The organism is Oceanobacillus sp. FSL W8-0428 (genome assembly GCF_038004405.1).
In the GTDB taxonomy this organism is placed as follows: Bacteria; Bacillota; Bacilli; order Bacillales; family Amphibacillaceae; genus Oceanobacillus; species Oceanobacillus sojae.
The window spans coordinates 324,091-344,667 of sequence record NZ_JBBORB010000001.1 but is presented as its reverse complement, the minus strand read 5'-3'; the positions used below and the strand labels follow the sequence as shown (position 1 = coordinate 344,667).

Sequence of the window (20,577 nt, the reverse complement as noted above, 5' to 3'; positions counted from 1 at the left end):
GATGAGGGGGAAATCATGAAAATACTAAATTGGTTAGATGAGCATTTTGAAGAATATATTCTTGTTTTTTTAAGTGCTTTTACAGTAATTATTATTTTTATGCAGGTAGTCATGAGGTATGTTTTCGGAAACTCACTGGCCTGGTCTGAAGAGATTGCCAGATATGCATTTATTTGGCTGATTTATGTCGGCGTAAGCTATGGGGTAAAACGAAATAAGCATTTAGGGGTAGATGCTTTATCGATGTTGTTTCAACGAAAAGGCAGATTAATCATCGCTATGATTGCGAATATCTCTTTTTTAATCTTTGCATTAGTGATGACATATTATGGAATCGATATTGTTGCCAGAGTAACAAGAACGTCGGCTGCGTTACAAATCCCATTGTTCTGGGTGTACTTGGCTCCAGTTGTCGGTATGATAATAACCTCCATCCGATTATTACAAAATATGGCTTATGATGTAAGAGATTATCGATCTGTTAAAAGGGATGAGGATTATAAGAATTTAGATAGAAAAGAGTCCTTAGCAAGTCAGGAGGAGAAGACAGTATGACAACGTTCATTTTATTCGGCACCTTCTTTTTATTTATGGCGCTTACTGTACCTATCGGGATTGCACTGGGGATCGCAGGCCTGGTTACAGCTATGTACTCAGCAAATATATCCGTTACTTTTCTATCACAGGGATTAGTTACCTCCACGGATAACTTTGCTTTAATGGCAATTCCATTCTTTATCCTTGCTGGGGAAATAATGGGAAAAGGCGGTATTTCCAACCGTTTATTTGATTTAGCAAATGTCTTTGTCGGACGATATACTGGCGGATTTGCGATGGCGGCTGTAATTACTTCTATGTTCTTTGCTGCAATTTCAGGTTCAGGTCCGGCTACTGTTGCAGCAGTAGGTGGTATTATGATTCCAGCCATGGTTGCAGAAGGGTATGATAAAAAGTTTGCCACTGCATTGATTGCATCAGCCGGTTCATTAGGAATTATTCTGCCTCCGAGTATACCAATGGTTCTTTTTGGAATCTCAGCAAATGAATCAATTGGAGATTTATTCCTTGGAGGGATTCTGCCAGGGCTATTGATTGGCGGACTAATTCTATTATGGGCATATATTTATTCTAAAAAGCAAGGCTATGCAGGTACTGGGGAATCATTCAGCTTTAAAAAGTTGTTACAGGCTTTGAATAAAGCAAAATGGTCTTTACTTGTACCGATTATAATTTTAGGTGGTATTTACGGAGGTATATTTACACCGACAGAAGCGGCTGTAATCGCAGTGGTTTATGCATTATTTGTAAGTATGTTCCTACATAAATCCATCAAGTTTAAGGATTTGCATGCTATTTTCAGAAATGCATCATTAAGCTCTGTAGCTATTTTAATTATTATTGGAACAGCGAATGCATTTGGAACGATTCTATCTATGGAAAGAATTCCGCAAGCATTTGCAGACGGATTCTTATCTGTTTCTGAAAATAGCGTAGTCGTCATAATTATGATTATTATCATGCTGTTAATCATTGGGTGTTTTATCGATACTGCGGCAGCAGTTATCATATTTACTCCAATTCTATATCCGGTGGCGCTGGAAATTGGAATGAATCCAATCCACTTTGGTATTGTCATGATTGTTACGCTGGCAATCGGATTTATCACACCGCCATTAGGAGTAAACTTGTTTGTGGGATCAGGACTATCGGGCTTAAGTATGCCGGTCTTGGCAAAAGCAGCTATTCCATTCTTCTTTGTAATTTTGTTTGGACTCGCTCTGATTGCCGTAATTCCACAGCTGACATTGCTATTCTTATAACTTATAAGGTTATATCAATAATAGAATGAAATTCAACAACGTATTATACGCTAAAATCAGGAGGAAAAAACATGTTTGAATTAAATAATAAAGTAGCTATTGTAACAGGAAGCGGATCATTGAAAGGAATTGGCAGAGATATTGCATTGAAATTAGCAGAGCAGGGCGCATCGATTGTAGTTGCTGATTTAAATGTGGAAGGCATTCAGGATACGGTAAAAGCTGTAGAAGAGACTGGAGCGAAAGCATTGGGTGTAGAGCTCAATGTAACAAGCAAGGAATCTGTGGATGCGATGATTGAAAAAGTATTATCGGAATTTGGCCGTATCGATATTTTAGTAAATAATGCGGGAATCTCTCAAAAAGTAACGGTAGAGGACATGACTTTAGAAGATATGCAGCGGATTTTCAGTGTAAACATGTTTGGACTATTCCTGTGCTCACAAGCAGTATTAAAGCCAATGAAAGAACAGCATTTTGGCCGTATCATTAACCTTTCTTCAGTATCTGCAAAAAGAGGCGGCGGTGTATTTGGCGGAGCGCATTATTCAGCTTCCAAAGCAGCTGTGCTGGGATTTGCAAAAAACCTTGCAAGAGAAGTTGCGACAGATGGTATTACAGTAAACTCTGTAGCGCCAGGTCTGGTTAATACTGAAATTTGGAAGTCACTTCCTGAAGCAGATGCAGCAAAGGTAATTGATGGAATTCCTCTTGGACGCCCGGGAGAGACAAGTGAAATTGCATCAACGATTGCTTTTCTGGCATCTGATGAAGCTTCTTATATTACAGGTGAAGATATTGATATTAATGGCGGATCGCATATGGATTAATAAATAAATGGAAAAGATACGATGTCTTCTTTGAATAGAGGATATCGTGTTTTTTTGTTGGCGAAGTTATGGAAATGATTTCATAATCAGTAAAAACGATTCGTTCTTTTAAATTTAAAATGATATACTTAAATAAGCAGAAAATAATGTGAATTTTGTTAGCTACATATGGTTTGAGGAGGAAAAATGAATGAAAACAATCGTTGTTGGTACAGGAATTGTTGGTGCAAGTGCAGCGTATTATTTAGTGAAACAAGGTATTGAGGTTGTTATGGTAGATCGTCCGGAAGAAGGGAAAGCAACCTCTGCAGGTGCTGGCATTATTTGTCCTTGGATTTCTCATGTGGAAGACCCGGATTGGTATGCAGTTGCAAAGGGAGGGGCGCTATATTACCCTGAATTGATAGAACAGTTGAAAAAAGATGGAGAAACTGATACAGGATATAAGAAGGTTGGAGCGATAAGCGTCAGTAATAGTTCATCTGAGTTAGATGAGATTGAGCGTCAGGTGCGCGAAAAGCAGCAAGAAGCTCCAGAGCTGGGAGAGATTGAAAGATTAGATCATATAGAAGCGAAAAAAAGATTCCCTGCATTATCGGATGATTTGGAAGGAGTCTATGTATCAGGAGCTGCCCGAATGGATGGCAGATTACTGCGTGAATCTATGAAACGGGCTGCTATAAAAAATGGCGCACAGTTTATAGAAGGTGAGGCTGTACTTATAGTAGAAAATCAAAAGGTATCCGGTGTACATGTAAATGGAGAAGATATTATCGCGGATAATGTATTGTCAGCCACTGGAGCATGGGCACCGGAGCAACTGAAGCCGTTAGGAATGGATTTAGCTATTGAACCACAGCGGGGGCAAATCGCACATATTTCCCTCCCGGGTCAGGATACAGCTGATTGGCCGGTTATATTGCCTCAGACGAGTCATTATATGCTGGCATTTGATGATTCGAGAATTGTTGCAGGAGCAACAAGAGAGGATGGTTCGGGATTTGATTATCGTTTGACTGCCGGTGGTGTCAACCATGTCTTGGAAGCTGCTCTGGATGTTGCTTCTGGATTAGAGGATGGAACACTGAAAGAGGTACGAATTGGATTCCGACCGATGAGCAAGGACGGATTGCCTTTAATTGGACCGATTAAAGAGATCGAAAATCTCTATATAGTGAATGGGCTCGGCCGTTCTGGTTTAACAATGGGGCCATACGTTGGCAAACTGGCAGCAAAGCAGATTTTAAATGAAGATATTGAGCTGGACATGGCTGCTTATAAGCCTGACCGGGCTATTTCTAAATCTGTGACGAATTGAATAATAAAAGAACCGCTTCGCAATCTCACTACAAAAAGATTGCGAAGCGGTTCTTTTATTATTAATATATTTTTATAAAAGCTGACCATATGTTATCTGACGTATTGTCTGTTGCAGATTATAATCAGGATGTTTCTTCAATTGCTTCATCGGGTACTTCTATTTCATTAATATCATTTATATCATCGTAATTGACCTGAATATTTATATTTACGGTGCCAGTCTCATTTTCAACAGAGAGGTTATATTCTAAATTCTCAATATAGTAATCAGACTTATTTACTTCAAAGGTAAAACCCAAAGACATATCCTCATCAGCGATATCACTGCCGCCCAATAGTATGTTGAATGGACCTTCGAATGCTTCATAAATTTCACGTTCAAAGCCCTCATAACTAAAGGTGTAGGTTCCACCTTCAGAATCAAATTCAGCATAGTCAATCACATTTTCCAAAACAGAAACGACATCTCTATAGGAAGGGGTAAATAGCGGTTCATCTTCTTCTGCTTCTCTCTTTCCCCAAGGATTGTCCTCTTCTTGCGTATATATTTCATCGTTTACGCGATAAGTATTAACAGATGATTCCTCTCCATCTGCTTCAATAGTTAAAATCTGGTGCAGTGCAGCAGGGTCTTCTGTTAAATTTACTTCTATATTATGACTGATTGTTTTTGCAACATCAGATGTATCAATATTAAAATTCGCTGCGTATTGATTGACATCACGGTGCGAATTCAGGACATTTTCAATAACCTCTTCTTCACTTGCCTCTTGAGAACAGGCTACTAAAAAGAAAAACAGAGAAACAGCAAGCAAAGCGCATATTTTTTTCACATTTTCACCACCTTTCCTAAGTTTTGGGTAGATTATCATGCACTCTATCTAATAGTCTATATCAATCATGAAGGTTTTGTAAATTAGGTAGAGCAAAGAAAAATATGCAATTATTTACTTGTTTTTGGAAAATTATTCTTTTGTTTCTCAAAAAAAGAAAAGTGAGCAGCTGTCTGACTCACTTTTCTTCCTCTAATAATTGCATAAAAAGTATTTGGATATATCTTCCTTTATCCTCTATGTCTGTATCCTGTACAGCATTCTGATAGGAGGAAATAACACTCTCCATCAGGAAAAGATCTGGATTGTCAGATGTAAGCTGTTCTAATAAAAACTTCTGGTAGTATGCTAATTTTTTATTTTTCAGCTTCTTCACATTTGCTTCTAAATCGGTCAATGTTTGCTGTAATTGCTTTTTAATATTTTTATCCTCTGTATTCTTATTTTGCTGATAAGCCAGGAAATAATCCTCTTTTAAAAATGGCTGCTGTCCGCCGGTTTGTTCGATTTTTTTGAGAGAGAAATAAATCGTCTCTTCAATTGGAACTTCTGTTTTGCCAATATCCATTAAGACTTTTGAGGTTAAATGGATTGTTCCAAAGCAGGTAACTGCATCATCGTAGGATTGTTTGCGCCGTCCTTCACCAAACACCTCGCAAATTCGTTCTGCCATCCAGCTGACTTCTTTCAGATATTGCTGGTTTAAAAATTCTTTTAATTCCTGATGCGCTGTGTCTGTGCTCGTCAAAGAAGCAAATAATGCCATTAGATTATGTTTTTTGTCAATATGAAACCGGGCAGCAATCTGCTTTACAAAAACATGTTTATCTGAAGCTGGCTTTCCAATAGCCAGCTGCTGCCTATTGTAGATTACTTCATCTTTTATAAATGACAGGATAGCCATTAAGCATTCTGTTTTGGAAGAAAAATAATTGTAGAATGTTCCTTTGGATATATTGGCAGCATCCAATATATCCTGAATCGAAGTGACAGAGAATCCCTTTTTAATAAAAAGTATTTGTGCAGCTTCGATAATTTGTTGCTTTTTTTTATTCATATAACCGTCCCTTTATATAATTTTAAGAAAAATAGAACTGGAGTACAATATTTATATTAGTCCATATCTATTGATATATCAACATTTGAAAATTAATGAAATATTTTTGTTGCATTTATTGGACTGCAGGTATAAAATAGTTAAGTCTTTAAGAGAAAATTGCTTTGAATTATAGTAAGGAAGTTTTTAAACCTCTGTAAGATGATATTTTTTGCGTTTGAGGAAAGCATAAAAGTAAGGTTATGAAGGATCTTGATATGGCAAAAAAATTAAACATAACACCAGGTAGAAAAATAATCATTTCTCTGAAAGGCGGGGAAATGTAATTTTTTTCTAAGAAAAGAAAGTGAGGGTCTATAATGACAGATATTCAAGAAATGCATAAACAACCGCCCTATGGCATGATAGCTATTTTATTTATTGGGGCGTTTGTAGCAATTTTAAATGAAACTTTATTAAACGTAGCACTACCTTCTATCATGACAGAATTTGAAGTGAAACCAACCTCTGTTCAATGGCTGACAAATGGTTATATGCTTGTAAACGGGATTCTTATTCCGGCAAGTGCATTCTTAATACAACGTTTTACAAATAGAAAGCTGTTTTTAACAGCAATGACGTTATTTACAGCTGGTACATTATTAGCTGCTATTTCACCGACTTTTTCTATTCTTTTAGTTGCAAGATTAATTCAGGCAGCAGGTTCAGCAGTGATGATGCCGCTCTTGATGAATGTCATGCTGACTGCTTTTCCAATTGAAAAACGCGGTACAGCAATGGGAACTTTCGGTCTTGTAATGATTGTAGCACCTGCCATCGGTCCGACATTATCAGGATGGATTGTGGAGCATTATGATTGGAGAACCTTATTCTATATAGTCTTCCCAATTGCTATTATTTCATTATTAATTGGCGTATTTAAACTGAAAAACATTACTCCGCAGCGCCCAATCAAGCTTGATGTATTTTCCATTATCCTATCCAGTTTTGGTTTTGGCGGCTTATTATATGGATTCAGTTCAGCTGGAGATAAAGGCTGGGATCATCCATCCGTATATATTACGTTAGTTGTTGGCGTAATTGGAGTGGTGACACTTATTCTTCGTCAATTACGTATGAAGGATCCGATGCTTGAATTCCGGATTTTCCGCTATCCGATGTTTGCCTTATCTTCTGCTATTTCTGTTGTTTTAGCAATGGCATTATTTTCAGGAATGATTTTAATTCCATTATATGTACAGACAATCAGGGGATTTACACCATTTGAGGCAGGTTTATTAATGCTTCCAGGTGCACTTGTAATGGGAGTTATGTCGCCGATTACTGGAAGATTGTTTGATAAATTCGGTGCTCGTACATTAACTATTATCGGGCTGACTATTACTGGGGTAACAACATTCTTCTTTACACGATTAGATATGGAAATTACGATAACCTCTCTTATGATTATTTTTGCGGTTCGTTCTTTGGGAATGTCTATGGTAATGATGCCTGTTATGACAAATGGATTGAATCAATTACCAATGCATCAAAATCCGCATGGTACTGCAATGAACAACACATTGCAGCAGGTATCCGGTGCGATCGGCTCAGCATTATTAATTACAGTAATGAACAGCCGAACTAATAAAGAGGCAGAGACACTGGCTGAGGAAGCAATGAAAAATATGGATCCATCGCAAATGCCGACTGGTGCAGCAGCAGATCAGATGCAGGCTGAAATAATGAATGAAGCCATGCTGCATGGAATTAATTTCTCATTCTTTATCTCCTTGTTAATTATTGTTTTAGCATTTATTCTGGCTCTCTTTATTAAGCGGGTTGGTACGGACGGAAAAATAATTACAAAATCAGCAAAATAATAAGAAAAAAGAAACTATCATCTGATTAGCAGGTGATAGTTTTTTGTATGTGAAAAAGTATATATTCTTTCATGCACTATGAACATGTTAAACTAATTAAAAGCTTACATTTACATACCTAACTACAGGGAAGCAGGATAACTAAAGAGAAGAAAGCGGGGATGTTATGATTCATTTTTCAAAAGTTTATAAGCAGGGCAGTAACCCGGTAAATGAAGATGCTTACGTAGTAAATCAGAAAAAAGAGCTGTTTGCAGTAATTGATGGAGCGACAGGACTGGGCGGACTGTCTGGGAAAATAGCAGCAGAAACCATTCAAAACTGTTTTGATACAGGAAATTTTGAAGACAGCTTAATCAAGAGGGTTAGCAAAGGGAATACAGATTTAGCAAAAAAGACAAAACAGGAATTGGGACAGGAAATCGAAACAATTGCAAAAGAAAAGCGGAGTGCATGCGGCATTGCAGCAATACAAATTCATGAAAATTATATGGAATATGCTCAATCTGGAGATTGTATGATTTTTGTGGCTTATCAGGATGGAGGAGTCCAGACACTTTCTTATGATCATGTTATGAGATTAGATCAGAAGGCTATTTCTGAATTGTATGGTGCTATCGCTAAGCGGGTTAATCAAGAGATCGACGGAGAAGCTTTTCAAGAAATTTATCAAGAGGAAAAAGAACGTATTATTCCTATTCTTAAGGCTAACAGAGAGAAATTAAATACCCGGGGAGGCTACAGCATTATTGATGGCACCACCGAGGCAATGGAATATTTAACCTCTGGAAGAGTCCCGCTTCATCAGGTGGAAAAAATCTTACTGATTACAGACGGAATGCAGCTACATGGAGTGGATGGTAATGTTTGGAAAGAGACCGCTAATTTTGCTTTTCAATATGGTATCGACAGCTTGCTGGATTATGTTGTTCAACAAGAGGGAACGGATATTTTCTTGCGGAATTATCCACGTTTAAAGCATGCGGATGATAAAACGGGAATCCTTGTGGAACTGGGTTAATAGAAAAAATAAGTGAAGGGAAGTAAATTTTATGTTTTTTTGACCTCAGGCGTCCAGCGATTTAAGTGGAAAAGTAACTAGAAAAGACTTAGTAGAATTTATATCTTGTATTCAGTAAAAGTATTGTTCACACCTAAAGCGCCGGTGATGAACGATGCTTTTTTTCATTTATTCATGCCAAGGCTTGTTTTAATATACAAACAACTAAACTTTACAATTAACTTACATTTCCTCAACCTCTAGTTAATATCCATTGCTTACTATAGATAATAGATTGATAAGTTGAAGGAGGAAATCAAAAAATGGCATTAAGTAAAAAACTAGTATCACTGGCAGCGGCTGCAGGATTAACATTAACCAGTTTAACAACTGGCACACAAAATGTACTGGCAAGTGAAGCCGCACCTCCCAAAACAGAGGACACAGAGGTGAAAAATATTATCTTTTTAATTGGGGATGGGATGGGAGTGTCCTATACTTCAGCATATCGGTATTTTAAAGATAATGGAGAAGAAAAATTTGTGAATCAGACAGTATTTGATAAGTACTTAGTTGGGCAGCAGACAACATACCCGGAGGACCCGGAAGAGAATGTAACAGATTCAGCTTCTGCAGCAACTGCGATGTCCGCAGGGATTAAAACATATAATAATGCTATTGCGGTAGATAATGATTTAACAGAAGTAGAAACCGTGTTAGAGCGTGCGAAACAATTAGGTAAATCAACAGGTCTTGTTGCCACATCTGAAATTACGCATGCAACGCCGGCTGCATTTGGAGCACATGATGAAACAAGAAAAAATATGAACGGTATTGCTGATGACTATTATGATGAACGAATTAATGAAAGCCATAAAATTGATGTACTGCTTGGCGGAGGAACAACTTTATTTGACAGAGAAGACCGTAATTTAACAGAAGAATTCCAAGCCGATGGTTTTAGCTATGTAACGAATAAAGATGAACTTATAAATGATACGAATGAACAAGTACTTGGTTTATTTGCAGAAGAAGGCTTGCCTAAAATGATTGACCGTAAAGAAGATGTTCCATCTTTAGCAGATATGACAAATTCGGCATTAGATCGTCTTAGTCAAAATGAGGATGGTTTCTTCCTGATGGTAGAGGGGAGTCAAATTGATTGGGCAGGTCATGATAATGATATTGTTGGTGCAATGAGTGAAATGGAAGACTTTGAAGCAGCATTCGAAGCGGCAATTAACTTTGCAGAACAGGATGGAGAGACATTAGTTGTGGCTACAGCAGATCACTCAACTGGCGGATTTTCAATTGCAGCCGATGATGACTACAACTGGAACCCGGAGCCGCTTCGCGCAACAACGCGTACACCAGACTTTATGGCTGAAGAAATTGTTAATGGTGCTGATGTAGAAGAAACACTAGGGAAATACATTGATCTAAAATTAACAGAAGAAGAAATTAATACTGTGAAGGAAGCAGCAAAAGCAGAAGATATGCTGGAAATTGATGATGCTATTGAAGCTATCTTTGATGTCCGTTCGAATACAGGCTGGACAACAGGTGGTCATACGGGAGAGGATGTAAACGTGTATGCTTTTGGTCCGCAATCGGAGTTGTTTGCAGGTCAGGTTGATAATACAGACCAAGCTAAATTAGTCTTTGGGATTCTGGATGGAGGCAATGTAAAGGCTGAAGTAGAGGATGCGGATATGGAAGAACAAGCGGAAGAAGATAAAAAAGACGAAGATTAAAATGTAAATCAACAATAAATAGGCGTTGCATATGAATTCATTAGTGGAGCATATGCGACGCTTTAAACCGATAAGGAGTATGTCGTGTGAACAGGATATTTGGTTTTTTAATTATAATATTTGTATTAGCAGGCTGTGCAAAAGATAAGCCGGCTGAAGAGGCTGAAGCAAAAAATGATACAGATAAGGAAGAATATACGCAGACAACTTCCTATTTAGATGGATATTTGGAAAACCCGCAATTGCCAGATGATAGCGAATTACTTGTGGTGGATCAGGTTGTTGAAGATTCAAAGGGGAAATCCACCTTAATAAAAATAAAACAAGTCAATGAAACATATCAAATTGGCGATATAGAAATGACACTGCGAGACGCAAAATGGATTCATCTGCGTCCTTCTTATCGAATGATAGATTATTTTCATGGGTTAACAGACAATGAATCCGAATTTAATTATGTAAAAGTATTTGTAGAAATAACAAACACGACTGCTGAAACATTACAATTTAGTCCGGCCGCTCTGGTAGAAACAAATGATGGTGAAAATACTTCCTGGGAAGATGAACTATACCTCGAAGGTTTAAATGAACCAATAGAGCCTGGAGAATCAAGAAAAGGAAATTTGGGATTTATTGTAGATGAAACGGAAGATTTATCAGAGTTAACGATTTTGACAAGTGATCTTTTCGATGAAGCAGATAATAAGCTGACTGATGCAGAAGAGATAACTGTTGAATTTTAAGTAGAATAAGAGAGTAATACATGATATGTAATTGGAGAAATCTAATATCATGTATTGCTTTTTTTATGCATAGGGGCTAAAAACTAAAGCAATATAAATATAATTTTATACATTTGGAAATAATTACTAATTGATTTTTATATTATTTCCATCTATCCTATTAAGCAATCTAATAACGGAAATATATACAATACTGCATGATTAATCGTGCAATATTGTATATGGATATAACTTATAAAGAGGAATATCATTGGGTTATTAAGATGTTTAGGAGGAAATTCATGAGTATGATTGAGGTTATTAATCGTATACCAACCCAGCTTCAAAAAATAGGTCAAAACAAAGAAGGATTGAAATTAAAATTAAAGGAATTTTTGAAAGCGGATTCTGAAATAAGGAGAATTGTAATAATTGCTTCAGGGACTTCCTACAACGCTGCTTTTACAACAAAGCATTTTGCGGAAAATATTAATCAGGTTCCAGTGGATATTATTTACCCGAATATGTTTGTTCATTATTATAACCACTCCTTATTAGATGAAAAAAATTTATATATATTTATTTCGCAAGGAGGAAAAACAAAGCTTGTCTATGAAGCACTGCAAATAGTAAAAAACAAAAAATACAGAACGATTTCACTTACTGAAACATTGAACTCACCAATTGCAGATATAGCTGATATAGCTCTGGAAATCGGCTCAGAAAACGAAGAGTATTTATATCGTACGCTTGGTTATTCAGCTACCTGTGCTACATTATCCTGGATTTATATCTCTTTATTAGATATCTGCGATAAAATAAATGAAGAAGAAATTGATATATATATGCAGGATTATCATAGTATGATTAAAAATTTGATGAAAATTAAAGAGAATACAATGGAATGGTATAAAAAACATAAGTTTGAGTTAATGCAGAAGCATAATTTTTTATTCGCCGGGACAAACGATTTATGGGCAGTTGCTCAGGAAGCAGATATAAAGTTCATGGAAATGCTTCCTGTATTTACAAATAGTTTTGAATTGGAAGAACTGATCCATGGTCCGCAGAATTCTTTTAATCAAAATATAGGGTATTTCATTTTAAGCAGAAGCAATGAGGATCGTGAAAAAGCAAGAAGTATAGCAGCCTTTATTGAAAAAGAAATTTCTTCCTGCTATTTAATTGGTGATTATGATGAAGCAAGTTTTAATGTAAGTCCTGAAAGTAAATATTTCAGTAATTTGGAATATATAACGTATTTCCAAGTTCTTGCATATATGCTGTCGACGGATAGAGGCAGAGATTTGACCAAAGGTATTTACCCGCGGGTAGTAGATTACATTAATAAATCACTGTAAATAAAAAGGAGGGAGTCAGATGAAAAAAATATTAGTTGCAACACATGGAAACTTTGCAGAAGGGATCATTTCTTCTATTAACTTGATCTTAGGTGAGCAGGATAACCTGCATTATATGAATGCTTATTTAGATGAAGTCCCTTTAAAAGAAAAAATAAAAACATTTTTTGAGCAGAATGCTGCCACAGAAGATGTTGTTATCATTTTTACAGATTTATTTGGCGGCAGTGTAAACCAGGCTTTTCTCGAATATATGGATAGAGAAAATACACACTTCATTACTGGAGTGAATCTTCCATTACTTTTGGAAGCAGTAATGCTGAACGAGGTGGATGTAACAGAAGAAAAGTTAAAAGAGATTGTTAAAAGATCCAAAGAACAAATTATTTATACAGATAATCAAAAGCATCAAACGAATGAAGCGGCTAATGAAATATTTGATATATAAAAATGTAGAGAGGAAGAAATAAATGATTATTCAAATGAGAATAGATGATAGATTATTGCATGGACAAGTGGCATATAGCTGGAAATCAGCATTATCTTATGAAGCTATTGTTATAGCAGATGATAACGCAGCAAATGATGAGGTTAGAAAACAGGCACTAAAGTTAAGTAATCCTGATGGAGTGAGACTCGCTATTCGTCCTGTTCAGGAAGCAGTAAAGCTTGTGCAACATCCGAAGTTAAAAGCAATGAGGGTATTTGTTATATGTTCTAATCCAGAGTCGGCCTATCAATTTATAAAGGAAATAGATGAAAAGCCTGTTCTTAATTTAGGTAATATGCAAAAAGAAGACGATAAGAAAGCTCTATCGTCAACGGTTTATGTATCTAAGGAAGATATGCACTATTTGGATAAAATCATAGATTTAGGATATGAAATAGAAGCTCGACAGGTTCCTGATGAAAGCGCTAAAAAGTACAAGGATTTAAAGAATAAAATGAAAAACTAATTAGCTTAAGGGGGATTGTCATGCAAACAGCATTAATTGTAGGTATAATTCTAGCTTTACTATGGTTTATTGAAAAGATGCTTGGAACACCAATGGTAATCAGACCAATTGTCGTTTCGACAATTATTGGTGCAGCACTTGGGGATGTACAGACCGGTCTGCTGGTTGGAGCAACATTAGAGCTGGTTTTTATGGGTTTTATTCAAGTGGGCGGAGCTGTCCCGCCAGATGTCCTGGTTGGTGCCGGACTTGGAACAGCGTATGCAATTATCGGTAATAATGGAGCTGAAGTTGCTCTTGCTTTAGCATTACCAATTGCTTTATTAGCACAATCTATCAAAGTTCTGGTTTTTATTATTCGAAGCTGGTTTATGGATTATGCAATGAAGCTGGCAAAAGCAGCTAATATAAAAGGAATGATAAATCTTAATGTTGGAGGCTTACTGCTTCACTGTGCGCTGTACTTTGTTGTCGGGTTTGTAGCTATATTATTTGGATCAAATGCCGTGGAAGCATTTGTTAATAATATTCCTGACGCCATTATGAATGGTTTAGAAGTAGCAGGAGGATTATTGCCTGCAGTCGGTTTTGCTTTGTTATTACTTCCAATGATGAAAAAAACAAATGTCTTATACTTTTTGTTAGGCTTTTCATTATTAGCTTATATGAATATTCCTATATTGGGAATTACCTTGTTTGGTGTCGTGCTGGCTTTCATCATTGTCTATGAATTTGGCGGTAAAAATGGCGGCGATCAGGATACAACTGATAAAGAGGATGAGGAGGAGCTGTTTGATGTCTGATAAAAGAAAATTAACCAAAGATGAGAAAAAATTAATGCGTGAAATATTTTGGAGTTCTTTTATGCTGGAAGCTTCTTATAATTACGAACGACAGCAGGCGCTTGGGTATTCCATTGGAATGTGGCCCGCTATTAAAAGATATTATAAAAATGAGAAAGACCGGGCAGAAGCATTAGAAAGACATATGAACATTTTTAATACAACTCCCCATGTTGTAACAACCATTACTGGTGTTGCTACTGCTTTAGAAAAAGAAGCCAGTGAAAATCCATCTTTTGATAAAAAGATTATTAATAATGTAAAAATTGGTTTGATGGGTCCTTTTGCTGGTATAGGGGATTCGTTATTTTGGGGGACCTTGCGTATTATTGCAGTAGGTATTGGTTTATCCTTAGCTCAACAAGGAAGTATACTTGGACCTATTCTTTTCCTGCTTTTATTTAATGTACCTCATATGCTTGTCAGATATTATGGTGGTGTATTTGGTTACAAATTTGGAACAAAGATTATGGATCAGGCTAATAACTCAGGAATCATGCAAAAAATATCCAAAGGTGCAACAATTGTCGGTTTGATGGTTATTGGTGCGATGACAGCCTCTATGGTAAAACTGGAGTCTTCCCTTGTATTTACTATTGGAGATGAAAAAATTCCAATGCAAGAATATTTAGATCAAATTTTCCCGTTGTTATTACCATTATTGTATACTATTCTTATGTTCTACCTTTTGAAAAAAGGAATGAAGCCGACTACTATTTTATTAGTAACAATCGCTATTGGTATTATTGGTTCTTTAATAGGGATTATTTAATGGATTTTACCTGTGGAGAGTATTGATTTAGTACCGAAAACGATGGAATTTCCCGTTAGTTGTGGAATAAATCTCTCCTTTATTGCTTTACACCCCTATCTAAAATTTATATAGATTTTAGATAGGGGTTCTTTACAATAGATAATAGATATCTTCTTTTGAAGAGAGGTAATTAATTTGTATTTTAATAGACGGGAATTATTAATATTAAATGAATTATTATCATTAAAATATAAAACAGCGGCACAATTGGCTTTAGCTGCAGACGCTTCTGTCCGTACAATAAAAAGTGATATAAAAAATTTAAGGAATAAGCTGGATAAAGAAGGAATTATGATTGATTCTACCCAGAATAAAGGATATAAATTATATTTTGAAACAGAAGAGGTAAAGTTAAATCTATATAAATATTTATCCCATATCAATATAAATAGACTGCATTTAAATAAAAGAAATAATTATGAACGTATCTTTTATATTATCCGGAGACTACTAGTAAATGTCGGATATATTAAATTAGATGATTTAGCAGAAGAAATGTTTGTAAGCAGATCAACATTAAATGTGGACATGCCTGAAGTGAAGAGAATTTTATATTCTTACCAATTATCTCTAATATCAAAAGCTAATTATGGAATAACGATTAAGGGACATGAATTAAATAAACGAACCTGTATAGAAGAGTACTTTTTTCAAAATAACTTCAGAGCAGAGAATCATAACGACCCAGATATTCGCTTTGAAAACTATAATCGTGCATTTATTCCCGAGACAGAGAGCGTGTTAAAAGAAGTATGCGATCGCTTTAATGTTATCTTATCAGACTTTTCCTTACAGAACATAGCTGTCTACGTATTAATATCTATTATACGAAATAAGCAAAAGCATCCTATTGATTTACATGCTGACACCACGAAGGAATTAAACCAGGATAATTCTCATGTAGGCAGGGCTAGTAAGCAGTTTGTGGAAATACTGAACTCGAAATTTAATGCAGAATTAAATGATAATGAAATGCTGTATATCAGCATGCATTTGGAGACAAAGCAAATTTTACAAAATAAAAATATGATAAAAGAAGCGAATTGGCCCAGAATTGATCAAGCGTTAGAAGCAGTTTATTTTGAGATAAAGAATAATTTTGATATCGATGTTTCAAATGATTTTATTCTAAAAAAATATTTAGCTTTGCATGTTTACCAGATGTTGAGAAGAGTAAGAAGCGGCATGGTTTTACGAAATCCCATTGTACATGAAAATTTACAAAAATATATTTTTGCTGCAAAGGTTACGATATCTGCAGTCAAAGTAATGGAGGATTATTTTAATATAAAAATAAACCTTAATGAATTTGGCTATTTGATGCTTTATTTTAATGTTGCACTACGTAATTTAAACAAAAAAAGTAAAATTTCAATCTGTATGGTCAGCGGGAGAGGCCGCGCAGAAACAATAATGTATTTAGAAGAGCTGCGGGATAAGTTCCCACAGGATAAGTATGTTATCACAAATTGTGATTCTGTAGAAGATATTATAGGACGGATAGGGGATTATGATATTTTTGTATCTTCCTATGAATTGGATATACCCCAAGCAATTCCACAGGTTGCAATAGAAAAAGGAGACTATATCAAGCAGATCCAGCAAATTGCTAATAATATTGATTTTTATAGAGGAGACTTTAGCGGTTATTTTAACAGATATTTTCAAGAAACTTTTTCGAACTTTCATTTAGAAGGCAGCGATAAAGAAAGTATTCTTCAAAATATTCTGCAGGATCTAAAATCACAAGGTATTGTTGAACCGCATTCCGAATTAGCGAATCCATTTGTCGCACATGAGATAGGGAATAATATCGTTCATTTACAAGACTTGTATAAGATTTGCAGGAAGCCTGTCTGTTATATTGCTGTCCTTAATTATCCAATTGTCTGGGACAATGATGTTGTAAGAGTTTTATTTTTAATAAAAACGAAAAGAGACGGAGATCATCACTTAAATATCTTATGTGAGATGTTTTCAAAATGGGCTCAGAATAAAGAAAATATACAAAGATTAGTAAAGAGAAAGAATTACAAAGTATTTTTAGATGATATATTAACTATGGAAAGTAGCGGATATTAAAATGAAACAGGTTTTTAAGGAATTGTTTGGAATTTTTATTGGTTGTCTTCTTTTTGTTATTGGTGTTAATTTTTATATTATACCCAATATGCTCTCCGAAGGTGGAATAATAGGAATCAGTGTGATTACACATTATCTGTTTAATTGGCCATTAGGTGTAACAAATCTGATATTTAATCTGATTCTTATTCTGGCAGGCTTTAAATTATTTAAGAAAAAAACCATGTATTATACTTTGTTTTCTGTATTTTCATCCTCGTTACTTTTATATCTGACAGAGAATACAAGACCGTTAACAGATGATGTTTTGCTTTCTGCTGTATTTGCAGGATTATTTGTAGGGGGCGGATTAGGACTGATATTTAGATTTGGAGGAACAAATGGCGGAACTACTGTATTAGCAAGAGGACTGAATCAGTATCTGGGTTTATCTGTCGGAAACGCGATGCTGCTGATAGATATTATTATTGTGCTGAGCTCTGTATTTATTATTGGAGTTGATAAAGGCATGTATACAGTTATTTCCGTTTATATTGGTGCTAAGTTAATTGATTACTTTGTGGATAGAATGGATGAAAGAGCAGCGATATTTATCATGTCCAATCATGCTGATGAAATAGCAAATGATGTATTATATAAAATGGCTCATGGAATCACGATTTTAGATGGGCATGGCGGATATTCCAAAAATGAAAAGAAAATATTATATTTGGTATGCAGGAAAAAAGATATTCTGAAGACGAAAGAATTAATCAAAAAAATTGATGTGAACGCTTATGTAACTGTTCATCAGGTTCAGGAGGTTATCAGAAAAGGGTATAAAGCATCTATGACTGTCCAATAATACAGCTGCTGAAAATAGTGATTGTATGCCATGGTTCAACTGGTTTCTGTCTTTAAACTTGCTATTCACAGTAAGAAAAACCAAGAAAATCACTTGGTCTTTAAAATACTGGGGTACTTGCCAAGGAGATGTCCGCCGCGACGGTTTTCGGTGGGACGAGTAATCGCAGTCCCAAAATGAAAGGAAGTTCGGTTAAGTTCGCGACGTCTTGTCTCAGGCACCGAACTGACATACATCCTGTATGCCTCCGCAGGAAAAAAGTGTTCTTCTTTTTTTCGAGGAGATGAGCTTGGGGCCCATGGAAAGCGTAGTGTATTTCTGGGGTTGCGATTACTCCCCCCATGAAAACCATTGCAGCGGTGACCTAAGCATTTATATATATTTTCTTATCTTTTAAAAAAGTATTTACTTTCATTCAAAAACACGATATAGTATACACAACTGGTAATAACCAGTTGTGAGAAAGGATGCTGGAATACGTGGATAAGTCAAACAAAATTCCTTTATACCTGCAATTAATTGAAGAAATAAAGGAGAAAATTGAAAACCAAACCTATCATGAGCACGAAAAGCTTCCTTCTGAGCGGGAATTATGTGATCGTTATGAGCTGAGCAGAATTACTGTGAGGCAGGCTCTCCAGGCATTGGAGCAGGAAGGTTATATTTATAAGCTTCATGGCAAAGGAACCTTCGTTTCACAAAGAGCGTTTAAACAAGATTTAAAAAGACTTTACAGCTTTACTGATGAAATGAGAAAAAAGAATAAAAACCCACAATCAAATGTTTTAGAGTTCCAGGAGAAATCAATTGACGAGAAGCTGATGACAGCGACAGGGTTAGAAGAAGGAGAAACGGTATATGAGGTTATCCGTCTGCGATTGGCAGATGAAGAACCACTTATCTATGAGACTTCCTATATCCCGCAAAAATTTTTTCCTGGTTTAACGAAGCAGCGATTAATTGAAAAGCCGATGTATGAGGTGTTTGAAGAGGATTATCAAAGAAAAGTTACACGTGTAGAGGAAGATTTTTCAGCCACTTCTGCAGGCGAGCAGGAGGCAGTTTATTTGAAGCTGGCAGAAAATCAGCCGGTGATGCTGATTAAACGTTTTGCTTATCATCAGGAGCAGCTGATTGAATATACAATTAGTGTTGCCAGAGGAGATAAGTTTAATTACAGAGTTGAATTAACGTAAATTAAACGCGGATAAAATTGTTCGCGTTTTTTATAAAAAACATCTGGTCATGACAACATAACCAGATGAAGAGGAGGAATTTGATATGTTTCAATTAACGGAACAGGAATTAAAAGAAGGCTATGGAGGATATACAGCGAAGGAAATTAATCAGCAGCCCAAAGTATGGTTAGAGGCTTTTGCTAACTTTGAGGAAAACAGAAAGCGGTATCAGGATTTTATCCAATCTATTTTAAAAAAGCATACACAGGTTAAAGTACTTTTAGCAGGAGCTGGGACATCAGCTTTTGCAGGAGATGTTACAGCTTATGTATTGCAGCGACAATATCAGGGTGCTGTTCAGTTTGAAGCAGCAGCAACGACAGATATTGTATCGAATCCCGAAAACTATTTATTTAAAGAAGTGCCGACAATACTTGTGTCTTTTGCACGATCAGGAAACAGCCCGGAAAGTGTAGCTGCTGTTGAGCTGGGTGAACAGATAGTAAAGGATTTTTATCAAGTAGTGATTACATGTAATAAGGAAGGGGAGCTGGCTAAGCGGACAGAGAATGATGCGAATAGTCTAAGTATCTTAACTCCTGATGATGCACATGATCAAGGGTTTGCGATGACCAGCAGCTATACGAGTATGATGCTTTTATGCTACGAGCTATTTTCTCTTAAGCCAACATCAAAGCAGCGTCTTGAATTGTTAGCCAAGTGTGCAGAAAACGTTTTAGGTAGAGTTACTCCAACTGTCGAAGAAATATTAGAAATCCCTATGGACCGGATTGTTTATTTAGGATCCGGACTGCTTCAGCATGTGGCGCATGAAGCGTCTTTGAAAATGTTGGAGCTTACAGGTGGCGAGGTAGCTGCAGTCTATGAATCTTCCCTTGGATTCCGTCATGGTCCGAAATCTATTTTGAATGATCAATCTGCAGTTGTCGTGTTTCTTTCAGAGGATCCATATACAAGAAAGTATGATTTGGATATTGTGAGAGAACTTGCAGCAGAGGATTCACAGCTGAAGCTGATTGTAATTGGAGAACGTTATGATAAGGCAGTAGAAGAGCTGGCAGATTGGTCATTGTTTGTTAACCATACCGAGTCGGTTATTCAAAATGATTTTTATAATAGCCTGCTTTATATTATCCTTCCGCAAGTGCTGGCTTTAAAGAAATCTGCTCAATTAGGAGTTACACCAGATAATCCAAGTCCAAGTGGAAGTCTCAATCGAGTTGTTCAAGGGGTTACGATTTATGATTATTCCGGAGATGGAGAAAAATAAGAGGAGGTGCT

The 20,577-nt window shown here is 36.1% G+C and carries 19 protein-coding genes; 17 read left to right on the top strand and 2 right to left on the bottom strand.

What is annotated here, in order from left to right:
• Positions 1–15 precede the first annotated feature (15 nt).
• The 4 genes from MKY30_RS01505 to MKY30_RS01490 all read left to right on the top strand — a co-directional run bounded on the left by MKY30_RS01505 (position 16) and on the right by MKY30_RS01490 (position 3,968).
• On the top strand, positions 16–555 hold the full coding sequence (locus tag MKY30_RS01505) for a TRAP transporter small permease (RefSeq protein WP_147210122.1): 540 nt from the start codon (positions 16–18) through the stop codon (positions 553–555).
• Positions 552–1,820, top strand: coding sequence for a TRAP transporter large permease (locus MKY30_RS01500; RefSeq protein WP_339282922.1), 1,269 nt, complete (start codon positions 552–554; stop codon positions 1,818–1,820). The genes MKY30_RS01505 and MKY30_RS01500 overlap by 4 nt, the downstream gene beginning before the upstream one ends.
• A 71-nt stretch (positions 1,821–1,891) precedes the next feature.
• A complete protein-coding gene (locus MKY30_RS01495; RefSeq protein ID WP_147210124.1) occupies positions 1,892–2,650 on the top strand; it encodes an SDR family NAD(P)-dependent oxidoreductase in 759 nt (252 codons plus the stop codon).
• Between the two features lie 190 nt (positions 2,651–2,840).
• Positions 2,841–3,968, top strand: coding sequence for an NAD(P)/FAD-dependent oxidoreductase (locus MKY30_RS01490; protein WP_339282920.1), 1,128 nt, complete (start codon positions 2,841–2,843; stop codon positions 3,966–3,968).
• Between the two features lie 124 nt (positions 3,969–4,092).
• On the opposite strand, the gene MKY30_RS01485 is transcribed toward MKY30_RS01490, so the two are convergent.
• On the bottom strand, positions 4,093–4,803 hold the full coding sequence (locus MKY30_RS01485) for a DUF6612 family protein (protein ID WP_147210126.1): 711 nt from the start codon (positions 4,801–4,803) through the stop codon (positions 4,093–4,095).
• Positions 4,804–4,981: 178 nt separating this feature from the next.
• Entirely contained in the window at positions 4,982–5,860 is an 879-nt protein-coding gene (locus MKY30_RS01480; protein ID WP_147210127.1) for a TetR/AcrR family transcriptional regulator, read from the bottom strand.
• A 359-nt stretch (positions 5,861–6,219) separates the two neighbouring features.
• Between MKY30_RS01480 and MKY30_RS01475 the strand changes: the two genes are divergently transcribed.
• From MKY30_RS01475 to MKY30_RS01415, 13 genes are all read left to right on the top strand, one after another.
• Entirely contained in the window at positions 6,220–7,722 is a 1,503-nt protein-coding gene (locus MKY30_RS01475; RefSeq protein ID WP_147210128.1) for a DHA2 family efflux MFS transporter permease subunit, read from the top strand.
• Between the two features lie 166 nt (positions 7,723–7,888).
• Entirely contained in the window at positions 7,889–8,743 is an 855-nt protein-coding gene (locus MKY30_RS01470; RefSeq protein ID WP_147210129.1) for a PP2C family serine/threonine-protein phosphatase, read from the top strand.
• 302 nt (positions 8,744–9,045) lie between these two features.
• A complete protein-coding gene (locus MKY30_RS01465) occupies positions 9,046–10,476 on the top strand; it encodes an alkaline phosphatase (protein WP_147210130.1) in 1,431 nt (476 codons plus the stop codon).
• An 86-nt stretch (positions 10,477–10,562) separates the two neighbouring features.
• Positions 10,563–11,219, top strand: a complete 657-nt coding sequence (locus MKY30_RS01460; protein WP_341082603.1) for a DUF4352 domain-containing protein — start codon at positions 10,563–10,565, stop codon at positions 11,217–11,219.
• Positions 11,220–11,500: 281 nt separating this feature from the next.
• Complete coding sequence (locus MKY30_RS01455) at positions 11,501–12,559, top strand: SIS domain-containing protein (RefSeq protein ID WP_339282914.1); 1,059 nt, start codon at positions 11,501–11,503, stop codon at positions 12,557–12,559.
• A gap of 19 nt (positions 12,560–12,578) precedes the next feature.
• On the top strand, positions 12,579–13,007 hold the full coding sequence (locus MKY30_RS01450) for a PTS sugar transporter subunit IIA (protein WP_341082601.1): 429 nt from the start codon (positions 12,579–12,581) through the stop codon (positions 13,005–13,007).
• A 22-nt stretch (positions 13,008–13,029) separates the two neighbouring features.
• Entirely contained in the window at positions 13,030–13,515 is a 486-nt protein-coding gene (locus MKY30_RS01445) for a PTS system mannose/fructose/N-acetylgalactosamine-transporter subunit IIB (RefSeq protein ID WP_147210134.1), read from the top strand.
• A gap of 20 nt (positions 13,516–13,535) precedes the next feature.
• Positions 13,536–14,318 (top strand): PTS mannose/fructose/sorbose/N-acetylgalactosamine transporter subunit IIC, encoded by a 783-nt coding sequence (locus MKY30_RS01440; protein ID WP_147210135.1) that lies wholly within the window; start codon positions 13,536–13,538, stop codon positions 14,316–14,318.
• Positions 14,311–15,129 carry a PTS system mannose/fructose/sorbose family transporter subunit IID gene (locus MKY30_RS01435; RefSeq protein WP_147210136.1) on the top strand — a complete coding sequence of 273 codons (819 nt, stop codon included), beginning with the start codon at positions 14,311–14,313 and terminating at the stop codon, positions 15,127–15,129. Before MKY30_RS01440 ends, MKY30_RS01435 begins: the two co-directional genes overlap by 8 nt.
• 177 nt (positions 15,130–15,306) lie before the next feature.
• The gene (locus tag MKY30_RS01430; RefSeq protein ID WP_147210137.1) at positions 15,307–17,253 is read left to right on the top strand and encodes a BglG family transcription antiterminator; all 1,947 of its coding nucleotides are present in this window, start codon (positions 15,307–15,309) and stop codon (positions 17,251–17,253) included.
• Position 17,254: 1 nt separating this feature from the next.
• Positions 17,255–18,097, top strand: coding sequence for a YitT family protein (locus MKY30_RS01425; RefSeq protein ID WP_147210138.1), 843 nt, complete (start codon positions 17,255–17,257; stop codon positions 18,095–18,097).
• A 479-nt stretch (positions 18,098–18,576) separates the two neighbouring features.
• The gene (locus MKY30_RS01420) at positions 18,577–19,293 is read left to right on the top strand and encodes a GntR family transcriptional regulator (protein ID WP_246145149.1); all 717 of its coding nucleotides are present in this window, start codon (positions 18,577–18,579) and stop codon (positions 19,291–19,293) included.
• 85 nt (positions 19,294–19,378) lie between these two features.
• Positions 19,379–20,566, top strand: a complete 1,188-nt coding sequence (locus MKY30_RS01415; protein ID WP_341082600.1) for an SIS domain-containing protein — start codon at positions 19,379–19,381, stop codon at positions 20,564–20,566.
• The last annotated feature ends 11 nt before the right edge of the window (positions 20,567–20,577 follow it).